Origin of the sequence: Leptospira fletcheri (genome assembly GCF_004769195.1) — a bacterium.
GTDB classification, from domain to species: Bacteria; Spirochaetota; Leptospiria; order Leptospirales; family Leptospiraceae; genus Leptospira_B; species Leptospira_B fletcheri.
In genome coordinates this window covers 76,433-96,395 of record NZ_RQET01000002.1, presented here as the reverse complement: position 1 = coordinate 96,395, position 19,963 = coordinate 76,433, and the positions used below count along the sequence as shown (strand labels likewise).

At 48.2% G+C, this 19,963-nt stretch carries 16 protein-coding genes; 8 read left to right on the top strand and 8 right to left on the bottom strand.

Features of this window, described 5'->3' with window-relative positions; translation table 11 throughout:
- The first annotated feature begins 213 nt into the window (after positions 1–213).
- Positions 214–1,932, top strand: a complete 1,719-nt coding sequence (locus tag EHO60_RS02465; RefSeq protein WP_167880138.1) for an O-antigen ligase family protein — start codon at positions 214–216, stop codon at positions 1,930–1,932.
- 5 nt (positions 1,933–1,937) lie between these two features.
- Here the strand turns inward: EHO60_RS02465 and EHO60_RS02460 are convergent, their stop codons facing one another.
- From EHO60_RS02460 to EHO60_RS02450, 3 genes are all read right to left on the bottom strand, one after another.
- A complete protein-coding gene (locus EHO60_RS02460; RefSeq protein WP_135766594.1) occupies positions 1,938–2,456 on the bottom strand; it encodes a TIGR04452 family lipoprotein in 519 nt (172 codons plus the stop codon).
- Between the two features lie 142 nt (positions 2,457–2,598).
- Positions 2,599–5,964 carry a methylmalonyl-CoA mutase family protein gene (locus EHO60_RS02455; RefSeq protein ID WP_135766593.1) on the bottom strand — a complete coding sequence of 1,122 codons (3,366 nt, stop codon included), beginning with the start codon at positions 5,962–5,964 and terminating at the stop codon, positions 2,599–2,601.
- Positions 5,945–6,784 carry a lysophospholipid acyltransferase family protein gene (locus tag EHO60_RS02450; protein ID WP_135766592.1) on the bottom strand — a complete coding sequence of 280 codons (840 nt, stop codon included), beginning with the start codon at positions 6,782–6,784 and terminating at the stop codon, positions 5,945–5,947. Before EHO60_RS02450 ends, EHO60_RS02455 begins: the two co-directional genes overlap by 20 nt.
- A 277-nt stretch (positions 6,785–7,061) precedes the next feature.
- On the opposite strand from EHO60_RS02450, the gene EHO60_RS02445 reads away from it, so the two are divergent.
- Genes EHO60_RS02445 through EHO60_RS02435 form a run of 3 tightly spaced genes read left to right on the top strand, consistent with a single transcriptional unit; the run spans position 7,062 to position 10,765 of the window.
- Complete coding sequence (locus EHO60_RS02445; protein ID WP_246028100.1) at positions 7,062–8,015, top strand: phosphatase PAP2 family protein; 954 nt, start codon at positions 7,062–7,064, stop codon at positions 8,013–8,015.
- A 3-nt stretch (positions 8,016–8,018) separates the two neighbouring features.
- The gene (locus tag EHO60_RS02440; protein ID WP_135766590.1) at positions 8,019–9,314 is read left to right on the top strand and encodes a lipopolysaccharide biosynthesis protein; all 1,296 of its coding nucleotides are present in this window, start codon (positions 8,019–8,021) and stop codon (positions 9,312–9,314) included.
- 53 nt (positions 9,315–9,367) lie between these two features.
- Entirely contained in the window at positions 9,368–10,765 is a 1,398-nt protein-coding gene (locus EHO60_RS02435) for a hypothetical protein (protein ID WP_135766589.1), read from the top strand.
- Here the strand turns inward: EHO60_RS02435 and EHO60_RS02430 are convergent.
- From EHO60_RS02430 to EHO60_RS02415, 4 genes are read right to left on the bottom strand one after another with little or no spacing between them, the layout of a single operon-like run.
- On the bottom strand, positions 10,762–11,661 hold the full coding sequence (locus EHO60_RS02430; RefSeq protein ID WP_135766588.1) for an ATP-binding response regulator: 900 nt from the start codon (positions 11,659–11,661) through the stop codon (positions 10,762–10,764). The genes EHO60_RS02435 and EHO60_RS02430 overlap by 4 nt on opposite strands.
- Positions 11,662–11,716: 55 nt before the next feature.
- Positions 11,717–13,093 carry a PDZ domain-containing protein gene (locus EHO60_RS02425; protein WP_135766587.1) on the bottom strand — a complete coding sequence of 459 codons (1,377 nt, stop codon included), beginning with the start codon at positions 13,091–13,093 and terminating at the stop codon, positions 11,717–11,719.
- Positions 13,090–14,580 (bottom strand): S1C family serine protease, encoded by a 1,491-nt coding sequence (locus EHO60_RS02420; protein WP_135766586.1) that lies wholly within the window; start codon positions 14,578–14,580, stop codon positions 13,090–13,092. Before EHO60_RS02420 ends, EHO60_RS02425 begins: the two co-directional genes overlap by 4 nt.
- Entirely contained in the window at positions 14,573–15,424 is an 852-nt protein-coding gene (locus tag EHO60_RS02415; protein ID WP_246028099.1) for an LIC11113 family protein, read from the bottom strand. The genes EHO60_RS02420 and EHO60_RS02415 overlap by 8 nt, the downstream gene beginning before the upstream one ends.
- A gap of 311 nt (positions 15,425–15,735) precedes the next feature.
- Here EHO60_RS02415 and EHO60_RS02410 point away from each other — a divergent pair, with 311 nt between their 5' ends.
- From EHO60_RS02410 to EHO60_RS02395, 4 genes are all read left to right on the top strand, one after another.
- Complete coding sequence (locus tag EHO60_RS02410) at positions 15,736–16,581, top strand: sulfurtransferase (protein WP_135766585.1); 846 nt, start codon at positions 15,736–15,738, stop codon at positions 16,579–16,581.
- A 14-nt stretch (positions 16,582–16,595) separates the two neighbouring features.
- Positions 16,596–17,027: a thiol-disulfide oxidoreductase DCC family protein gene (locus tag EHO60_RS02405; protein ID WP_135766584.1), complete on the top strand. Its 432-nt coding sequence runs from the start codon at positions 16,596–16,598 to the stop codon at positions 17,025–17,027.
- A 403-nt stretch (positions 17,028–17,430) separates the two neighbouring features.
- Positions 17,431–18,249 carry a M23 family metallopeptidase gene (locus EHO60_RS02400; RefSeq protein WP_210409309.1) on the top strand — a complete coding sequence of 273 codons (819 nt, stop codon included), beginning with the start codon at positions 17,431–17,433 and terminating at the stop codon, positions 18,247–18,249.
- A 10-nt stretch (positions 18,250–18,259) separates the two neighbouring features.
- Positions 18,260–19,081 (top strand): HAD family hydrolase, encoded by an 822-nt coding sequence (locus EHO60_RS02395; protein ID WP_246028098.1) that lies wholly within the window; start codon positions 18,260–18,262, stop codon positions 19,079–19,081.
- On the opposite strand, the gene EHO60_RS02390 is transcribed toward EHO60_RS02395, so the two are convergent.
- Positions 19,067–19,909: an SDR family oxidoreductase gene (locus EHO60_RS02390; RefSeq protein WP_135766581.1), complete on the bottom strand. Its 843-nt coding sequence runs from the start codon at positions 19,907–19,909 to the stop codon at positions 19,067–19,069. The two genes, EHO60_RS02395 and EHO60_RS02390, sit on opposite strands and share 15 nt — an antisense overlap.
- Positions 19,910–19,963: the final 54 nt, after the last annotated feature.

The window sequence follows — 19,963 nt, the reverse complement described above, 5'->3', positions numbered from 1 at the left end:
AGCAAAGGGATAAGGTTCCGTTTTCTTTTTCTCTCTTTGTTTCCGTTAGGGGTTTTATTCTCTTTTTTACCGTATTATCCTCCTTCTTTTCGCATTCCGACGGTTGGTCTTGGAATCATCTGGATTCTCATCTCGTTTTTTCGGTCTAGATTCGCACTCTTTCTACTCTTCGCTTCCTTGCCTCTTTTCGGAAACCATCCGGGCGGCAGGTTCATGGAGATTTTCGATTTTTTATCGGTCGTTTGGATTCTGGGAGTTTTTTTCAGAAGCAGGCGAGCAGATACTCGCGTTTTAACGTTTTTGAAAAGTCGAACGGGCTTGGTTTGTCTCGGTTTGATTTTTACCGGAGTCTTAGGAACGTTCTGGCAGCCGGAGATTTGGAAAGATTGGGAACATTACCATCTTTCTCCCTATTTCTTCTTTCGGTCCGGAGAGCTTGAACCGTTTTTTCCGTTTAGGACGGTTTTTTCCACATTCGTTTCCGTAATACTGTTTCTTTGTATCGGCGTGACGGAAAAGAAACCAGCTTTGCGGATCGGAAATACCGTGATCGCGGGAGTGACTACTGGATTTGCGATTTCGATCGTGCTAGGAATCGGCGAATTTCTTTCTCCGAAAATATCCTTAATTTTAGATTTTTATCATATTTGGTTGGGAGGATATGTGGATCGGGATTTGTCTCATCGGGTTCTCCCTTTGGTGCCCGATTTCCAGTCCCGCAGTATCCAGTCCTTATTTTGGAACAGAAGTTGGTTCGGAATGTATCTAGTGGCTTGCTCGCCGTTCGTTTTTCTGGCCATCCGTTCTTTCGTTAAAAAGGGAAGCTCGAATCTTCGGAAATTTTTCCTAGTCCTATTCCCGATCCCGGTTTTCTTTGCCATCTTCGTTTTGGTGGGTGCAAGAGGACCTTTTTTCTCCTTGTTCGTCGGAGGTTTACTGTTTTCCGTCCTGCAGTTTTTCGCGCATCGGAAGAGGTTCCCGTTCGGTACCGAATTCGCGCTTTTTACAGTCGTTACGGCGATCTCTCTTTCCGTCCTGTTTCCGTTGGTATTTGCAAAGACGGAATTTTTCCCGGGCTTGGGAGAAGAGCGAAAGGAACTTTTTTCCGCCGGATTGCTTCTACTCCAAGAATCGCCGGTCTTCGGCTGGGGGATGGAGTCGTACGGATGGGCCAATGAACAGGTATTAAAGGAAGAAGGCGAAGGCACGAGGTTGCATTCGACCCACAATCAAATCCTGCAAATCGCGGTGGGGACGGGGTTATCCGGTTTGTTTCTGTATCTGTTTCTTTGGGGAGGCGCCCTCTATAGAGGGATCCGTTTTGCGACGAAGAAAAGAGGGGGAGCGCATCGGATTTTGGTTTCGGCCGCGCTCGGAATTTTCGTATACTCCTGGTTTCAGGAATGGTTTTTTTTGAGATCGACTCAGATCCTATTTTGGATTCTTCTATTATCCTTAAACGGTAAGAGAAGGGGGGGGGCCATTGGTCCGAAAATTTACGTCCCTATCATACTTTGTCTGACTGTTTTAGGCCTTCCTTTTTTCGGACAGCCTCTCTCCCGTTTCGGTACTTTTTTCCCTCCGGATCGGATCAGCGAATCCTATATTCTGGAAGGAGAAGGGAGCATGAAAATCGGGAGTCCCGGACGGATCTTCCTCGGAGGCGATCTCGGTTTCCGGCAAGAAGGCGCGGATCGAAAAAGGATCTTTCGCTATACGATCCAAGAAAAAAAGACTGCCGTCCTGGAACTGGAACCGGGAGAAACCCGCGAGATCGTCCTATCGGTGGGAATCCTCAGATGGGATTGTAGTATCGATTCTATGTCTGCGACTTCGGCTCCGTATTTCCGGAAAACGGACCTTTTGGGTCCGGCTCTCGATCCGGAACCTCGCAAGTTATGCTTACGATTTTCCCGAAAAGACAGTCTTTGATTTCCTCAAGGAAATTTGGTTTTGTTCCATTGGATGAGACCCACCTCGTCCAACTGACAAGATTCGTAGATGACGTAGGAGCCTAAATCGATCGGTTGGGGAGCGGTGTTGCATGTCGCATATAGCTGGACGGACTGGGCGAATTGTACATCCAAGCTCACTCCTATGTTTCGGATCGTAGAGGTGCATTTGTCCAAAGAGGATTGGGTATATACGACCGTATCCGAAATTTGGAGGTTCTGAAGTTTTGCCAATAGACTCTTGAAAGCCAAGGCATCATACCCGCTGAGACGCGTACTTCTGGCTCCTCCGTAATTCGTACAGCTCGGAGGATTTATGAGGAGAGGATACACTTGCGCAACGAATAGATCGTTTTCGTCGCTGACAGCTTCTTTGATCTTTAACTTCGCGTCGCTTCCTTTCACGCCTCCCGGACCTGCATAACCTAGATTATTGCATTGAAAAAGGAGGAATAAAAAGACGGGAAGAGCCCGATATAAAACGATTCCGGAAAACTTTTTCATTACCGATTTTCCTCAATGGTGTTCTGAATCCTTTCAGGGAGGAGCCGAAATTTTTGTCAAAAAATTATAGGTGAGTCGGATCCGAAATCAACCTCTTTTCTCTCAATGTAGAATCTTTTTTATCGGTAAGGAATTCCGGAGTTTACATACTCCTGCGATATTGCCCGCCTACTTCGTAGAGCGCCGAAGTCATTTGTCCGAGAGAACAGACTTTTCCCGCTTCCATGAGTTCGTTAAAACCGTTGGAATCCGATACACAGGCCTCCTTCAATTTTTTCAGAGCCTCCGTCGCCTCCGAACGGTTTCGGTATTGGAACGCTTCCAGGTGATCGATTTGCGCCTTCTTTTCCGATTCCGTGGAACGTATCACTTCCTCGGGTAATACGGTGGGAGATCCGTCCTTTCCGAGAAAAGTATTCACTCCGATCACGGGAATTTCGCCCGTGTGTTTTAAATGTTCGTAATGAAGGGATTCTTCCTGGATCTTATTCCGCTGGTACATGCTCTCCATCGCTCCCAACACTCCGCCTCTTTCGGAAATTCTCCGGAATTCCGTCAGGATCGCTTTTTCGACCAGGTCCGATAACTCTTCGATGATAAAGGCCCCCTGCAGAGGGTTCTCATTTTTGGCCGATCCGAGTTCCCGATTGATGATCAGTTGTATCGCCATCGCCCTTCTAACGGATTCTTCCGTTGGAGTGGTGATCGCTTCATCGTATGCGTTCGTATGGAGACTGTTGCAATTATCGTAAATCGCATATAGAGCCTGGAGAGTGGTTCGGATATCGTTGAACGCAATTTCTTGGGCGTGTAACGATCTTCCCGAAGTCTGTATGTGGTATTTCAACATCTGGGAACGTTCGCCCGCTCCGTATTTCCTTTTCATCGTCTTGGCCCAGATTCTCCTCGCGACTCGACCGATCACCGCATATTCCGGATCAATTCCGTTCGAGAAGAAGAAGGAAAGGTTCGGCGCAAAATCGTCTATCTTCATCCCGCGGGAAAGATAGTATTCCACGTAAGTAAATCCGTTTGCAAGAGTGAAGGCCACTTGGGTGATGGGATTCGCTCCCGCTTCGGCGATATGATAGCCGGAGATGGAAACGGAATAGAAGTTTCGTACCTTGTTGCGGATAAAATGATCCTGAACGTCTCCCATCAGTCTGAGTGCGAATTCCGTGGAGAAAATACAGGTGTTTTGGGCTTGGTCCTCTTTTAGGATATCCGCTTGGACGGTCCCTCTCACCGTAGAAAGCGTATCCGCTTTGATCCTTTCATACGTCTCTTTTTCGAGAATCCGATCTCCGCTCACTCCTAAGAGTAGGAGTCCTAAGCCGTCGTTTCCTATAGGAATCTGTCCTTCGTATTTCGGGAGCGGAACGCCCTTTGCCAGATAGATTTCCTTCATCTTGGATTCTGTGCGTTCCACCAATCCTTGGGCACGAATGTATTTTTCGCAGGATTGATCCACAGCGGCGTTCAAAAAGAAGGATAGTATCATCGGAGCGGGGCCGTTGATCGTCATGGAGACGGATGTGCTAGGCTTACATAAGTCGAATCCGGAATAGAGTTTTTTTGCGTCGTCTAACGTAGCGATGCTGACTCCGGAGTTTCCGATTTTTCCGTAAATGTCCGGCCTAACGCCGGGGTCTTCGCCATAAAGAGTCACCGAATCGAAAGCAGTGCTCAGTCTTTGTGCCGGCATTCCCAGACTTACGTAATGAAATCTTGCGTTTGTACGTTCCGGACCGCCCTCGCCCGCGAACATGCGGGTCGGATCTTCTCCGGTCCGCTTGAAAGGAAATACCCCTGCGGTAAAAGGGAATTCTCCCGGGAAATTCTCCCGGAAGGACCAGCGCACTCTATCTCCCCAGCTTTTGAATTTCGGGACGGAGATTTTGGGGACATCTATATTACTTAAAGATTTTGTGAAATTCGGAACCTGTATCTCTTTGTCGCGAACGGTATAGGTGAAATACTTTCCGGAGTATTTCCGGATTTTCTCTTCCCAACCGTTCAGGATGGCTTTCGTTTCCGGATGGAGTTTCGATTCCCGCACGGAATATTCCGACTCGAGCGCAGAGGTATCCGCGTCGCGCTCTTTCAGCACATCAATAGCTCCTTTGATCCTGTACAATACTTCCGCCGCGGCCGCTTCCTTTTCCGTAAAGGATTCGTATTCGTCACAGGTTTCCGCAATTTCCGCCAAATATCGTTGGCGATCGGGTGGAATGATATGGATTTTCAGACTGCTTTCCTGAGTGACTGCCAAACCGGATTTCCATTCCAATCCGAATTTCGAATTCAGAACCAGGACCAAAGACGCGTATAGGTTATTGGTACCGGGATCGTTGAATTGGGAGGCAATCGTCCCATAGACGGGCATTTTTTCCGGGTCGGTCGCCCAGTCTTGTCGGGAACGCTGGAATTGCTTTTGAACGTCTCGGATCGCGTCTTTGGCTCCACGCTTATCGCATTTATTCACCGCGATCAGATCCGCATAATCGATCATGTCGATTTTTTCCAATTGGGTGGCCGCGCCGAACTCGGGCGTCATCACGTAAAGGCTGACATCCGCCACTTCGGTGATTTCGGAATCGCTTTGCCCGATTCCGGCGGTCTCCACCACGATCAGATCGAAATCGGAACTTTTCAGGATTTCTATACTTCGTTTCACATTCTTGTTTAACGCGATATTGGCCTCCCGAGTCGCAAAGGACCTCATATAAACCCGAGGATGAAAGATGGAATTCATCCTGATTCGATCACCTAACAGCGCTCCGCCGGTCTTTCTTTTGGAAGGATCGACGGATAGGACCGCCACGGATTTGTCCGGGAAATCGGACAGAAAACGTCTTACGAGTTCATCCGTCAGGGAAGATTTTCCCGCTCCTCCGGTCCCAGTGATTCCCAACACAGGAATATTCTTGGAGGCGGGAGGAAAATTCAACTTTTCGGAAGTCCGAGCGGGAGCTAGGTCCGAACTCTCCACCAAAGAGATGGATTGAGCGATCGCGATCGGATTCCGGAGTTTTAAGGCGGAATGCAGATCTCCGTTAAACGTGAGAGGAGGGGAAAAATCGGATTTGCTCAGCACGTCGTTGATCATGCCTTGCAGTCCTAAATTGCGTCCATCGTCGGGGGAATAAATCTTGGAAACTCCGTATTCTTCCAGTTCTTTAATTTCATTCGGGAGAATGGTTCCTCCTCCTCCCCCGAATATCTTAATATGACCAGCGCCTTTCTCGCGCAACAAGTCGATCATATATTTGAAATATTCCACGTGGCCGCCCTGATAGCTCGTCACCGCTATTCCTTGCACGTCTTCCTGGATCGCACAATCCACGATTTCCTGGACGGATCTATTGTGACCCAAATGAACCACTTCCACTCCGGAAGACTGCAGAATCCTTCTCATAATATTTATGGATGCATCATGACCGTCGAAGAGCGACGCCGCGGTCACGAATTTGAGTTTGTGTTTGGGTCTATAGATTTCGGTTTCCATTCGAGGAATCCTCCTGGGAATTCGGGAGATCTGCTCCGGAAAGTTCCGCCACCCTGCGCTCCAATTCTTCCGTGAGGAGTTTGGCGGAGCGCTTAAGGGGCTCGTTCGGAAATTCGGCAGGGAAAATCGGTCGGCCTATCTTATATACGATCTTCGTCTTAAACACTTTCCCCGTCAGGAACGAGTCTAATTTCGTCATTCTCCAAGCTCCGTGTATCCCCGAAGGTATGATGGGAACCCCCGCGCGGATCGCGATTTTTGCGGCCAGGGCTTTGAAGGATCCTAACTTTCCGTCTTCGGATCTGGTGCCTTCGGGATATACGGAAATCAACTCTCCTTTTTGGACGAGATCGACCATGTAATTTTCCAGGTCTTCGTAATATTTTGCGGCCGATTTCGAGTCCGTAATATTATGTGATCTTAATATAGGAACTCCTCCCCAGTTTAACAAGGTCTTTCCCTGGTATCCTCCGATCGCGTCGAAGGTCGTTTTTAATCCGGCTTTTACCAGACTTAACGGAAAATGTTCGAAAGACGGGTCTTTGAGCAATTCCAAAAACGGTTCTTGAGGATGAAAGAGTTCATATTTACCTAAATATACGATTTTTCTGGAAACCGCCGTGCCTTGTACGATGACGTCCAAGTTGTCGGTATGATTCGAGACGATCACTCCTCCGCTCGATTCCGGTACGTTTTCCACTCCCTGAACCTCCACATCATAAATGAGATTCATCAAGCCTTTCAAAAATATTCTGGCGTATTCCCTGGGAATCAGAAACAGACTTTCCAATTCTCCCGGTCGAGGCGCGCTTTCGTTCATGCGGATCCTTATTCTCGAGACTCGAATTACGAAAACGGGGAAAGCGGTTTCGTATCCCAAACGTCAAGTTAACAAACGTTCATTTCATCTTTCGCTTTCGATTCATGCTACTCTTCCGCCTTCCAACCTTCAACCGAGATTTTTTCTTTCGAAACCAATTCTTATGGGAAACCTATCAATCGTTCGGAATTACGGGATCCCTTTTCGAAGACCGAAAAGCTTTTGATTCGGCTTTCCACTTTTATAAATTGGCTCTATGAATTGGACGAAGATCCCCATGAACGAAACGATGTTCGGTAACTCGGTATTGGAAGCCATGCACGGAACTTTCTTGGATTCCTTGCTAGGGCCGCTTTCCGTTTTGTTCCATTATCTAGGTTCGACCGCATTCTTTATGGCGCTCGTTTCCTTCATCTATCTCTGTGTGGATCGTAAGATCGGAATTCGGATGGCTTTAGGATTGATGCTTGCGGGGATCCTGAACGGAAGTTGCAAAGCGATCTTTCAATCGTCTAGACCGGTCGGTTTGCCTTTCGCTCAGGAGCTGGGAATTTCGGAAAGTTCGTACGGATTTCCGTCGGGACATGTGCAGACAGCGGTGGTGCTTTACGGAATTTTATTTCTGCATATAAAATCGAATTTTATAAAACGGCTCGGTGTGTTTTGTATTTTCCTCATGCCCATCGCGAGGATGTATGCCGGCTTGCATTATCTAGGAGATGTTATCGGCGGTCTGATCCTCGGAGTCCTGGTCCTTTTCGGAACGGAACTCTGGTTGAAAGTCCGCCCGGATATGTTAGAACCGGATTTTTCCGGCGTCGATCTCGGTTCCTCCTCTAGGCTTAAATCCTACAGTCTGTTGTGGATCGCGCTGACGATTCCGAGTGTGTTGCTCCTGGAAGAAGGCGGTACGAGGGAAGCCGTCCACTCCTGGGAGCAAGTGGTATCTTCGTCGGGGGCATTGGCTGGATTCGGAATCGGGATCCTTTCGAATCGTGCCCGAGGGTTGGATTGGGGGCCTGCGAAGGACCGAATTTCTTGGGGGGTTCGGATGGGGATGGTCGCGATCGGCATTCTGATCCTTTACGTTCTTTTGGGGCGGATATTCGCTTTCCTTTTCCCGGAAAATCCGGTTGCCAGATACCTAAGGTATGGGATCGTTTGCTACTATATCGGCCACCTTTCCCCCTTCCTCTTGAAAAGGATGAGAGGCGGAATCTATCTGCTTTAAAGAATGTCCCGCCTATCGGATACCATGAAAGTTTTACCGGAGATCGTCAATCGTCTCCGAAGTTCCGGGTTCCTACGTTCCTTCTTTTCCGTAGGCGGTTCCAAGGTTCTCGCTTCCCTTTTGAATTTCGTCTTCATGGTGTATTCCGTACGGATTCTGAGCAAGAACGAGAACGGGATTTTTCAATACTATTCGGGATTCCTGCCCGTACTCTTAACGGTCGCGGAATTCGGCCTCCCTGCCGCCTTGGTGAAATACCTTGCTCCTTTGACGGAAGACAAAAAGAAGATAGGAGTCCTTCTGGCCTCCTCCTTATGGATCAAATGGGGAGCTTTTGCCGCCCTAGCGATCGTTACCGGATTTGCGACCCTTCTTTTGCGCGAAAATGCCCTGGCTGCTTTCCTGCTCGTGTTCGGGAGTTTTGTCCTTTCGTTTAACAGCTATTTCGAAAGCATTTTCGTCTCTTTCGGGCAATACCAATCTTTGTCCGTTTGGTATCCTTTACCGAACCTTTTCAGACTCGTGATCCTGTATTTTGCGGACCAATTTACGGATAGAGCATTAAATAATCTGGATATACTCGCGATATTCACCACCGCACCGGCCTTTACGATCCTTCTTTTCTTTTTCCTATTTCCTAGGGAAAAGTTGGAATGGCAAGGCGGGAAAGAGGAGATCAGAGTCCAGATCGGGGAACTTACTTCCTTTAATCGATACGCGTTCTTGGCCTCCTTGTTTGCGATCATTTCGGATCGCATGGAATTGTTTTTTTTGAATCGGTACCATTCCAACGAAGCGGTGGCCTCTTACGGTACCGCGTTGCAGCCTTTCAGCGGATTCGTGATCCTGTTTTCCGTACTGAATTCGATGATCTATCCCAAACTTTCCAGATTAACCGAAAGCGAGGATTTTGCGAAATTTTTGGGTCGTACGATTCTGATGTCATCTGGGGTTGCCCTACTTTTGGTTCCCTGGGTTTTGCTTTCGGACTGGGTGTTCGCTGCTTTGTTTTCCGGGAAATATCCGGAGTCGGTTCCCGTCTTTCAATTGCTATATCCGAATTATCTCCTCCAGTTGGTTTTTTCCCCCCTTGGGATGGCCTTATTCGCTCTAGGCCAACCTAGAATTCTCGCATTATTAGCGCTGGTCCGAATGCTATCCGGGTTAGTCTTGGATAATCTTCTGATTCCGGAATACGGACCCATGGGGGCCGCGGGAGCCTTTTTTCTAGGTCAGATTCCTTCCTGGCTGATCCTGAGCGGTTATTTTCTCGCCTATTATCGGCCTACGATTAAGTGAGCCCGTCCCAGTATATTCGATTTTTTTTATGTACTATTCTTTTGCTCCCGGGTATGGGGATCTTCGGCGATTCCTATCCGAAATATCGTCTGGACGACTCTTCTTTATTAAACGACGGTAATATTCCCGTACTTTCCGTCGGGCGTTTTGCCCGCACTCAGGAGGATTCAAGTAAGATCCGTACGAAGTACGGTTTCTACGTCGACCCGTACGTTTTCGGACGCTCCTTTTCGCAAAAGGGAGGAGTACTGTCCGACCAGGCGCGGAAAACTTCCGCTAAGGGAGTTTTTAGTCCCGAGTTCGGATGGATCGGAGGCTCCTCTCGTTGGGAAGCGATGGTTTTGGCTTCTCCTTATCTGACGTATATGGAAAAGGAGGATTCCAGGGCCCAAACCTACAAATTGACGGACGGGGAAGCAATCGCCTCTTTAGGATTGAATCTTTCTTTTCTTTCTCTCAGAATCGAAGGGGGAAGGGGATTCCAGCGTCTGGACGGCGCGGGCTTTCTATTCGCAAGTCTCGCGAATTATGCGGAATTCGGTTGGTCCATAAAATCCCTGAACTTGAAAGGGAGTCTCCTAGGATTGGAATTCCAGTCCCGACTTTCCTATCTTCCGAGGGAGGACTCCGAATCTCCTCTTTCGGTCAGGGGAGGGGATCTGGTTTGGGAACCGCACAAACTGTGGAAACGTCTGCGATTCTTTCATTACCAATATTCCGAACCTAGGCAGGAAGCTGTTCCCGCTTCCTTCTTTCAAACAGCTCAACCGTTCCAGGCTTACGGTTTTTATAGATATTCCGGAACGGAATTCGAGTTTTTGAAATGGCAGGAATGGAAGTGGGAAGGTTCTTTTTTCCACCTAGAAGGAAGGAGGGAAAATGGAAAGGATGCAACCGATTCCTACCATACGAGGCAAACTACGAATTCTTTTCTAGCCACCGTATCGACCACCTATGAAACCGGTCCTGTTTCGATTTTCGTACGAGGCTTGTATTCCAAGTCGGACCGGACTTTCAGGACGGACAACCGATCCGACGGATTTGCCGGAATTAAAGGGGATCCTAGAGGATTTCTGGCGCCAATCTCCATATTGTTGCTCCGGGATTTTCAGGCCAAGCAGGACGCTCCGTTTGCGGGAATCGATTCCTACCGCAAACCCGTTTATGAAAACGACGGTCTTCAATACTACCAAGCCGGATTGAGGAAGGAACTTTCTCAAGGATGGAGCGCGACCCTGGCTACAGGATTAGGAATTTCTTATATAGGTCGCGGCCTGGAGCTGATCGCGGCAGGGGGCTGGAAAGGGGAAGTAGGCTTCGCACTTTTGGGGGCCGCTTATGCGTGGGTCAAGCCCGGTCAGGACGAATCCGTATTGTTGGACGAAATCAAAAGGCCGATGGCCGTCCGAGAATATTTCCGGTGGTATGCCAGTGCAGGAATCCGATTTTAGCTTTTCGCGAGGATCTGTGTCTGTAGTTTTTTAATGAACGTGACCTTATTGCCGCGTTCGTTATAATCCAAAGAATCCACGTTCATTCTCACCAGGAAGATTCCTCTTCCGGAAAGTTGGCTCGCGTTCGGATCGTTTACAGGATCGGGAACCCTGTCCGGATCGAACCCTTCTCCATTATCCTCCAGAACGACCACGACCTGCTTGTCGTCGTAATCGATCTGCACTTCGATCCAATCCTCCCGCGATTCGCAGATTCGGTCCACATAGGCGAAATAATCGCTTTCTCTGAACATGAGTTCCTGCTTTTGGTGGTAGGAAATTCCGGCGCAACCGTGCTCGATCGCGTTTCCCACTAATTCATACAGAGCCACTTTCAAGGAAAGAAGGTCGTCGTTATGAAGACCGGGAAGATGGGAAATGGACCGCAGGATAAGGTGCACGTATTGATTCAAATTTCCTAATCTAGGAATGAGAGCAAAATTCTGCTTCGACTCCCGGATTTGGAAAAATCTCTTGTCGACCAAATCCTTTCCCGCATGGAAAAGGTTTCTGAACCGAAGGAGGGAATAACGGATCGCCTCCATCCGAAACGGTTTGAGGAAAAAATCCACGGCTCCTAGACGCAACGCATTAATCGAAATCTGTATATCCTGATTTCCTGTAATTACGATAAACGGAGTTTCGACACCTTTTTCCCGAAGTTTGGTGATCAACTCGATACCGTTCATTCTAGGCAAACGGATATCCGTGATAATAAGGTCGAAGGATTCTGCGGTCGTGATTTCCAGGGCTTGCTCGGCGGTTCCTGCGAGAGTGAGTTCGTATTCTCCGCCGAAAATTTCCTGAAAAAGATCCCGAATCACTTCTTCGTCGTCAACGAATAGGATTTTCATGGAAAGTTCCGAATCCAAAGAAAATCCGAGTATGAGGACTAAGTCAAGGATTTTGTCAGTTCACGTTATCCAATGTATCCAAGGAATATAAGGATTTTATACGACTATCCAAATCCTTCGCTTCTTCCTTCGTGAACACCACGATCTTATTCCCGGCGAATCGGAAAACGTAGAAATCGTCCTTGGAGGTTGCCAAAATTTCTTTTAATCCGTCTATCGAATCCACGATTTTATCATTTACGGATTCCAAAATCAAATCCTGAAATTCCTGGTAAGCACGATTTTTTTCGTCGGGAAAAGTACGGGACAAAAGAACGATTCTTTTTTTCTCCGGATGCAATTTGCGGGAAAAACTTTCCGCGAGATATACCAATTTTCTTTCCGCGGAGGATTTGTATTTTTCGCCGAATTCCTTCAAATAAGACTGAGTGAGCTCCGTAAACAATAAACCGCCGGAAATGAGATATCTAGGCGCGGATTTTCCGGTGCGTTCCGGAATCAGAAACGAATCCTCGTCGTAAGGCCGTAAGTGATACGACAACTCTCTCCTGCGTCCGTCTCTATACAAGGACAGATGGACGTTTTCCCCGGAATTCACCGGAACCCCGTGTCTTCTTAGGATTAAATCATACAACGCTTGCTTGTCCTTGCTCGATACCGGAATTCCGTTCACCGAAAGGATTGCGTCTCCAGGAAAGAGATTGTGCATAGGACCCACTCCGGGAAGAACTTCGGACACCACCACTCCGACGGAACCTTTCGGAAAATAATAGTTTTCCTCCGCGGGGGTCAGGCTTGTGTCCGCGGTAAAACCGGGGTGAGGAAAGGGGGAAGGAGACATTCCTCGGTTGAAATAAAACCGTCGCAACAGATCGGCTCCTCCGTTCCAGGATCCGTCCGTAAAACCGCAAATAAAACCGTGAGATATTAGAAACTTTCTCACGGGTTCGGTTCCCTCTTTTCTGGAAATTCTAGAAAGAGGAAGTAGAGCTCTGGAATTTTCGAGACTGGCCCATTCTAGAGTGGGAAAAAAAGAGGAGCAGGTTTTGGAATTGCGATGGGGCTCAAGGTGAGAGAAAGGGATCCTTTTTTTGGAGCGACTCATGTCGTTCGGCAAGGTCAGGATGCCTAAGCCGGTTTCCGGATCGACCTTTTCGAAATAGGCTTTGCGTCCGGCAGATTCATCAGGATGCATTTCCGCAAAGAGAGGAATGTCCCCCGGTTTCAACAAGGCCAATGCGGTCTTTTCGTCCAATCGGATCGCGGGCACGCGTTTTTGGAAGGGCACTCCTTTTTGAAAAGGGTTGTGGTGCGAGTATTTCCGAAAATGAACGAGTAGGAAGAATTCTCCTCCCTGCTTGGACTCGACGGGAGAAAATGCGGGCAAAAATGCGCAAAGGAATAAGCCGGCTCCCAAAACTCGGAAGTTCATTTTCCCTCCTTGTTCGCGTCCGGTCGGACGTCGAAACGCTTTTTCACTCTGGCATCTATCGTTCGTATCGTTTTCGTATCCAAAATCAAAGGCAAACCGACTCCCCTGAATTTCAGCACGATCGTTCCGTCGGCATATTTGTTCCAGAGATCCTTGAAGTCGGAAAGGTCCGAAGGAGTCTTGCCGTTGATGGATTCCAGAATCTTGAAACGGTACGGAAGATATTTGGAATTCAAAGGATCCGGAAAGATCGTCGTCAAAATCAGATCCCGTTCGGTGAATCGAAATAGATCGTCCTGTATGTAATAACTGTAGTGATAACGGAGCGCCGTTTCGATTCTTTGGCTTTCCTTTCCGAACAAGGCTCGATTCACGGATTGGAACATCAGACCCGCTCCTACGAAATTCTTGGACTCCCGATCCCGGTACATGTCCAAGGACTTGGTCTGCTTTAATTGGGTGGGAACTTTGTAGTGTTTTCCGTTCCTATAGAAGAACAGAGTCAGGGTTTGTCCGATGAAGTTCGGCTCGATCAGATCCACGATGGTCCTTCCGGTAAATTCCTGGAGCCCGCCTTCGTTATTCAAAAACGCGTCGTCTATCTTGTACAGGAAATCATCCTGTTGCAGGACCTCTGAAAAAGAGGAATCCGGATATACCTTATTGATCAGTACTCCCTGTAGTCCTGCGGGGACTTTCAGATACCGTTTTAAGGATTCGGAATTTCCGTTTTGGAATGTAAAACCCGCGTAAGGAAAACCGTTGTAGCTGCCGTCCTCCACATCCTTCAGAAAATGAAGGACGATTTCCGGCGGAATCAAATAGGCGGTATTTCCTTGCAATTGGCTGACTTCGAACGTGATTCCGGCCACTTTGCCGTTCTGAATCGCCGGCCCGCCGGAATACCCCGGTAAAATATTCGCCGTAACGCGAACGACTTTCCGATAATCCAGACCGGTAAACGAATAGCGTAATCTTTCGACTCTGTTGACGATCCCGTTTTCGAGAGTGAGGTTCTCGTCCCCTTCCGGGTAGCCGAGCATTAAAAGATTGCTTCCCAAGGAAGGAGATTCGTCGGCGATTTCCAAAGGCTCTATCCCCATGAAAAATTCGTCGTCTTCCACCTTCAAGAGCGCGAGATCGCAGTCGTAACCTAAAAACTCCACTTTTGCGTCGTAGTACTTGCCGCTATTATAATGTTTCACTTTCAGGAACTTGGAATCGGCGACCACATGCGCGTTCGTCAGGATCCGATTTCCCTGAATGATAAAGCCGGAACCTACATCTTTAGAAAGATCCTGGTCCCCGAATTCGAGAGGATCCGAGGGATCCGGATAGCTATCGCTTCGTACGATGACCACGCTTCCGAAAAGGTTCTTGAGGTCCTGGTTCCCGCTCGTACTGTTTTGGCTGCGGACCGGACTTCCGGGTAGAACGAAAAGCGCGGAGAAACAAAAAAGGAAAAGTAGAAAACGCGTCTTACTCATGGAACAACTCCGCCTCCGACCATACGATCTTATCCTTTTCCACCGACTGGATCTTCAACTTCGCCAGAAATCTTTCCCCTTCTTGCAGGCTCTGGGACGGTTTGCTGTCCAACACCACATTTCCTGTAAAATCCGCACGGATTCTTACCCAAGAATAGGGAGATTGGGGGAGGCAACTCGCTTGGAAAGAAAAGTACACTGCTTTATCCCAATAAAAATCTCCGTCTTTTCCTAGATACACCAGAGGACAGGAGGAATCGAAAAAGACTTCCTTTCCGTTCGGGGTCGGCCTCGCGGCGGGCCTTCTTGCTATGCTTAAAAAATACTGTAGTCCGAGATTGTCGGGCGGTCTGTCGGGGAGTTTGGGCCTTTTTTTGCGAGGTTCGATTTTGGTGGGGGTTCCAAGATCGGAAAGATCCAGGTCGGAAAAAGCCAGTTCCCAATAGACGGCCTTGCCGATCTTGACCGGGCCTTTGACTCGAATTGCGTCAACCGTCTCCGGAGCGGTAACCTTGGTTCGTCCGGAGTAAAAAAATCCACTCAGGATTTCGCCGGGGCATTTTAAGGAGAAATATTGGAGTCCTTCGAATTCCAAGGTCTTTAGAAGAGAGCAGGGGCGGATCGATACGCTGGAACGGTTTTGGAACCAGGCCTTCAGGGGACGCGCGTCTTTTTCTTTGGAGTATTTTTTCCATCCGTCCCGGAACTCGGAATCGTTCAGGAAGGAAGTGGAAGAAACCGCGCCGGAAGGAGCATCGAGTGTCGTAGTCTCCTGTGCTTGGAGAGAAGGTACAAAAACTCCAGAAACGTACAAAACGGTTCCGGCAAAAAGCAGGACAAACACGCAAGGGAGCGCCGAGAAAAAGTGGAATGCTAAATTTTTTCGGACCGGGGGATTCACTAGATAGAATATCGGCTCCGGAAAAACCGTATTTTACCGAAGCGGAGGCGGAAGAAAAAAATCGCATCATTTTTCTCCCTTATGTCGCGAATTTTTCCATCTGTGAAAAAAAAGTTAAACTTTCGGAAGGGACTTAGGAATATGGTTAAAAGTTAGTTTGGAATTTTGGGCTTTTTGCTTTTCGTTCGCAAGATTCCATCTGCTACAGATTTTCGAAATCCGAATCTGAAACTAGATTAAAATGGTAGTTTAGCTTGTCCAATTGGAGTTTTTTAAAATCCGACCTGACCGATCAGGACTTTATTATTGATTGCCGTTCCCAAGTGCAATTTCAGGAATCCACTCTAAAAGGTTCCTGTTATTTCCCTTTCGTGAAAAAAGCATTCGCGTCAGATCCAGAATCCTTTAAGAAAATGTTAGGTCCGTTGGACGAGGTGATCGCCTTGGCCAAGAAGGAAGGAAAATCTAGAATCATCGTCTTCGACGAAGGAATGGGTATGTTCGCTGCCCGTTTGACTCTTCTTCTCCGGTCCGCAGGTTTTGTTCATACGTACATTCTGGATCGGAAATGGCCGGTGGAAGGTACTACGGAAAAGGGCGCCAGAGAATTCGATTTTGCTCCAGCGACCAAAATCCGCAAATTGGAAGGGATCGTAGATAAGGCCTTTCTGGAAAAGAACCTTACGAGACTTCAGATTTTCGATACGCGCACTCCGGAGGAATATGACGGAAAGCTTCCCCGGCTCACCGCACCGGAACCCGGGAGTCTGTGCGGTCGTTTACCGGGAGCGTTTCTCTGGGATTGGCGTATGCTTTATGACGCGAGCGGGGAGTTGGTAGATAAAACTTTCTTCAACAAAAAACTGAGAGCGTTTCCGTTCATGCCGGAGCGTACGACGGTGATCTACGATTACAACGGGGCCAGGTCTTCCCTTTTGGCTTTGATGTTAAAAGAAGTGGGTTATAACGACGTGAACGTATACATAGGTTCCTGGTTCGAATGGAGAAAGTCCAGTCTTCCGAAGCAGGCGGCGGCGGTGTACGGACAAACGGCAACGGGAAGTGCGCCTAGAGTGGGTGGTGCGGAAAGGAAAGGCTGACCGCAGAGGAAAGAATGAAGACTCGGGCGGCCCTGGAAGAAAGAAACGGACAGATCGTTTTTTTCGACGGGGTATGCAATCTATGCAATGGTACTGTCGCTTGGTTGATCGCCAGGGACAAAAAGAAAATACTCCGATTTGCCCACCTCCAATCGGAACGTGGGAGAGCCCTCCCTCTTTCGGGGGATGCCCGTCATCCGGAAGGTAAGGATTCCAGTATCATTTTTTACCAAAACGGATCTTTGTATGAGAAGTCTACGGCAGTTCTGAAAATCCTTTCCGCTCTCGGTTTCCCCTGGAATTTGGCTGTCGTTTGCTTCGTTTTCCCGATTTTTCTCCGGGATTTCGTGTACGAATGGATCGCTAAAAACCGGTATCTTTGGTTCGGCCGAACGGATTCCTGTTCCATTCCTTCTCCCCAAGTCGCGGATCGGTTCCTAGACTAGCCATTTCTTTTCCCATTCTTCGAATCCTTGCAAAACTATCCGTCCTCGGATGGTTTTTTCCCGAAGTTTTTCGGTATTCTGTCTCTTATCGAGGGGAAACTGGGCTTCTCGTCGTAAGAATCCGTTTTACATGAGAATCTGTTCGAAAAACCTGGAAGGAAAAGGGGAAGTTCCGAATAGAATTTCTGATCAAAATCCTTAAAATACGTCAAATTATGACAAAAAAGAAAGAAAAACTCTTAAATCATCGATTATTACCTAATATCATGCAACGATTCCTGCCGACTGGGGCTTTCCGGAATGGAAAAATTCTTGTCCAAGGATTCCGGACAGGCAGGATGGGATGAACTTTCGGAAAATTTCTGCCGATCTTAGGAATGAGCCACGTTTCTTAAGAATTTTTTTGGCAGCGCTTCAAGGAAAGAACCAAATGAAAAGCAAAACCGGCCTTACAATTGCGGGGCTCTCCGCAGGAATCATCTTACTTTTTGCACTCAAGTCTTTCGCAAATTCAAATTTAGAAGAAGTCAAGATCGACAATCAGTACATCCAGACCTACCAAGGTAGGGAAGGGATTTGGATCGTCACCGGAAAGATGAAAGAATCTTTAGAGGATCTGTATCACAAGTTCGGAACTTCCGAATTGGAAGTCCGGGTGCTGAACGGAATCCATGACACGGGAAAAATTCCTTCTAGCGACCCAGTATTTTTTCCGTATAACGGTAACTTCGTTCGGAGCCTATTGCTGGAAGATAAAGGACGGGAAATTTTTTCTTCGGACTCCAGGGAATTGATCTGGCCCTTGAGTTTTAAACATTCCCGTGTGACTTCTCGCCTGGGAAGACGTTGGAACGCATTGCATGCCGGAGTGGATATCGCCTGCCCGAACGGATCCGTTGTGATTGCCGCTGCTGACGGAATCGTGTTGGATTCCAAAAGGGACGGTGGATACGGTCTCAGGGTTCTGGTGCAGCATCCTCAAATCAACGGAATCCAAACTCTCTACGCGCATAACTCCATGCTTTTCGTAAAGCAAGGAGATAAGGTAAAAAAAGGGCAGGTGCTCGCTCTCTCGGGGAATACGGGACATACGACAGGCCCGCATGTGCATTTCGAAGTGAGATATCAAAACGTAGTATTGAATCCGGAACATTACCTTCCACCTTTCCTCGCCGACCGGGATTCCCAGGTCGCAATCGCCAAAGAAACGGTCCAACAGTAAAAACCATTTGTTGGATCGTCTCTGGACTCCTGAACTAGGTTCCTTTTTACAAGATCTTTTGGATCGTCGCGGACCGATCCGTGCGGTCTTCGATTTCGACAATACGTTGGTCCGGAACGATTTCGGCGAAGCGGTGATGAATCGACTCCTCTTGGAGGGAGTTCCCTGGATCGAAGATATCCGCCCCTTTTTTTCGGATGCCGAAACGGGAACGAAACTGAACGAATTGCGGAAAAAAGACGGAAATGCGTTCCAGAAGCAAACCTGGAAATTTTATGAAACGGTCCACGAGGCGGAAGGATTAGAGGCCTCTTATCGATGGTCGACTTGGATTTTTTCGGGACGCTCCGATTCCGAATTACGCCGGACCGCTCGGGAGGTCTGGGAGGAAAACCGAAAGTCTTCTTCTTCCGAAGCGGTTCGACCTTATGCCGCGTTGATCGAACTCGTTCGGGAATTCAGAAAGAATGGCGCGGATCTCTGGATCGTAACCGCTTCCCCGCAGGGAGTCATTCAGGAAGTCTCTTCCGTCTGGGGAATTCCGGAGGATCGGGTCTTGGGAGTGGAATTGGAAGAGGAGTCCGGAATTCTCAAGCGAGGCGTAAAGGAACCTTTCACTTACGGGAGCGGAAAAGTACGCAGGATTTTGGAAGCCACCGGGGGGGAAGGTTACGAAATCGCGTTCGGAGACACGGAAAACGATTTTCCCTTATTAGAAAATTCTAAATTACAAGGGATTTTTCTGGATCGCGGAAAAGGTAAGGTTCCTCCGCTCGGATCTTTGGTCCAACCCGTGGAGGGTTGGCCCGTAATCTCTTCATCTTTTCCTTAAATACTCCGGCATCGCAGGAAGCTTGTCTTCGGTCCAAACCCAAGCTCCCATTAAAGAAACGATGGGCGCGGGTTCTCCTCCCAAAATCCTTAAAAGAGCCTCTTTGAGATCTTTCGGTTCCGTCATACGGTACGGGAGATTCGGAAAATCCGATTCGTAACTTTGCTTTTCTTTGGCGGCGATATATTCCAAAAAGAAGTCGGGGAATTTCTTGCCGGAGGCTTTCTGTTCTTCCAGCAATTTTTGCAGTTCGGCATGCGGAGAGGATTTGGCCAACCTTTGTAGGATCAGGGTGATTCCCCGAACGCTCTGGCTGAAAAAGGTTCCGGCGCGTATGACCTTTCTGGATTCCGGCTTTTCCAACGCCCAATCCTCCATCTTCTTTTTAATGAAGGCGAGAGAACCGTAGAACGTAAGAAGATGCGGAAGATAATAGAATGCGGAGTATCCTATCGTTAAACGAGGGAAAAGTTTTTTTTCCAATTCAAGCATCGGATCATAACAAAATTTTAAACCTTCTTCGATGTCCTCTTCCGGAGTCAGGGAGACCGGATATCCCAGATTCCCTCTAGCGGGAGTATAAATTAGGACATCCACGGGATCTTCCGCCTTCAGCGCTTCTACGATTTTCAGAATCGCGTCGTCGGCGTCTTCGAGTCCGATATGTTTTAAGGTTTTATCGGCGCCTTGGACGGAGTTTTCTCCCGAAGTGGTGGCAATGATTCTCCAATTCCGATCGGAATTACTTCGGTCCTCGTGAAAGGCCTGTATCGCGCTTTGGCCTGCGGCGCCGCTGCCGCCTACGATTAGGGCAATCGATTCGGGCATTTTTCCCCCTATCGTCGATTCGTGTCCGAACCGAAAAAATTCCGTTCCAGGTTA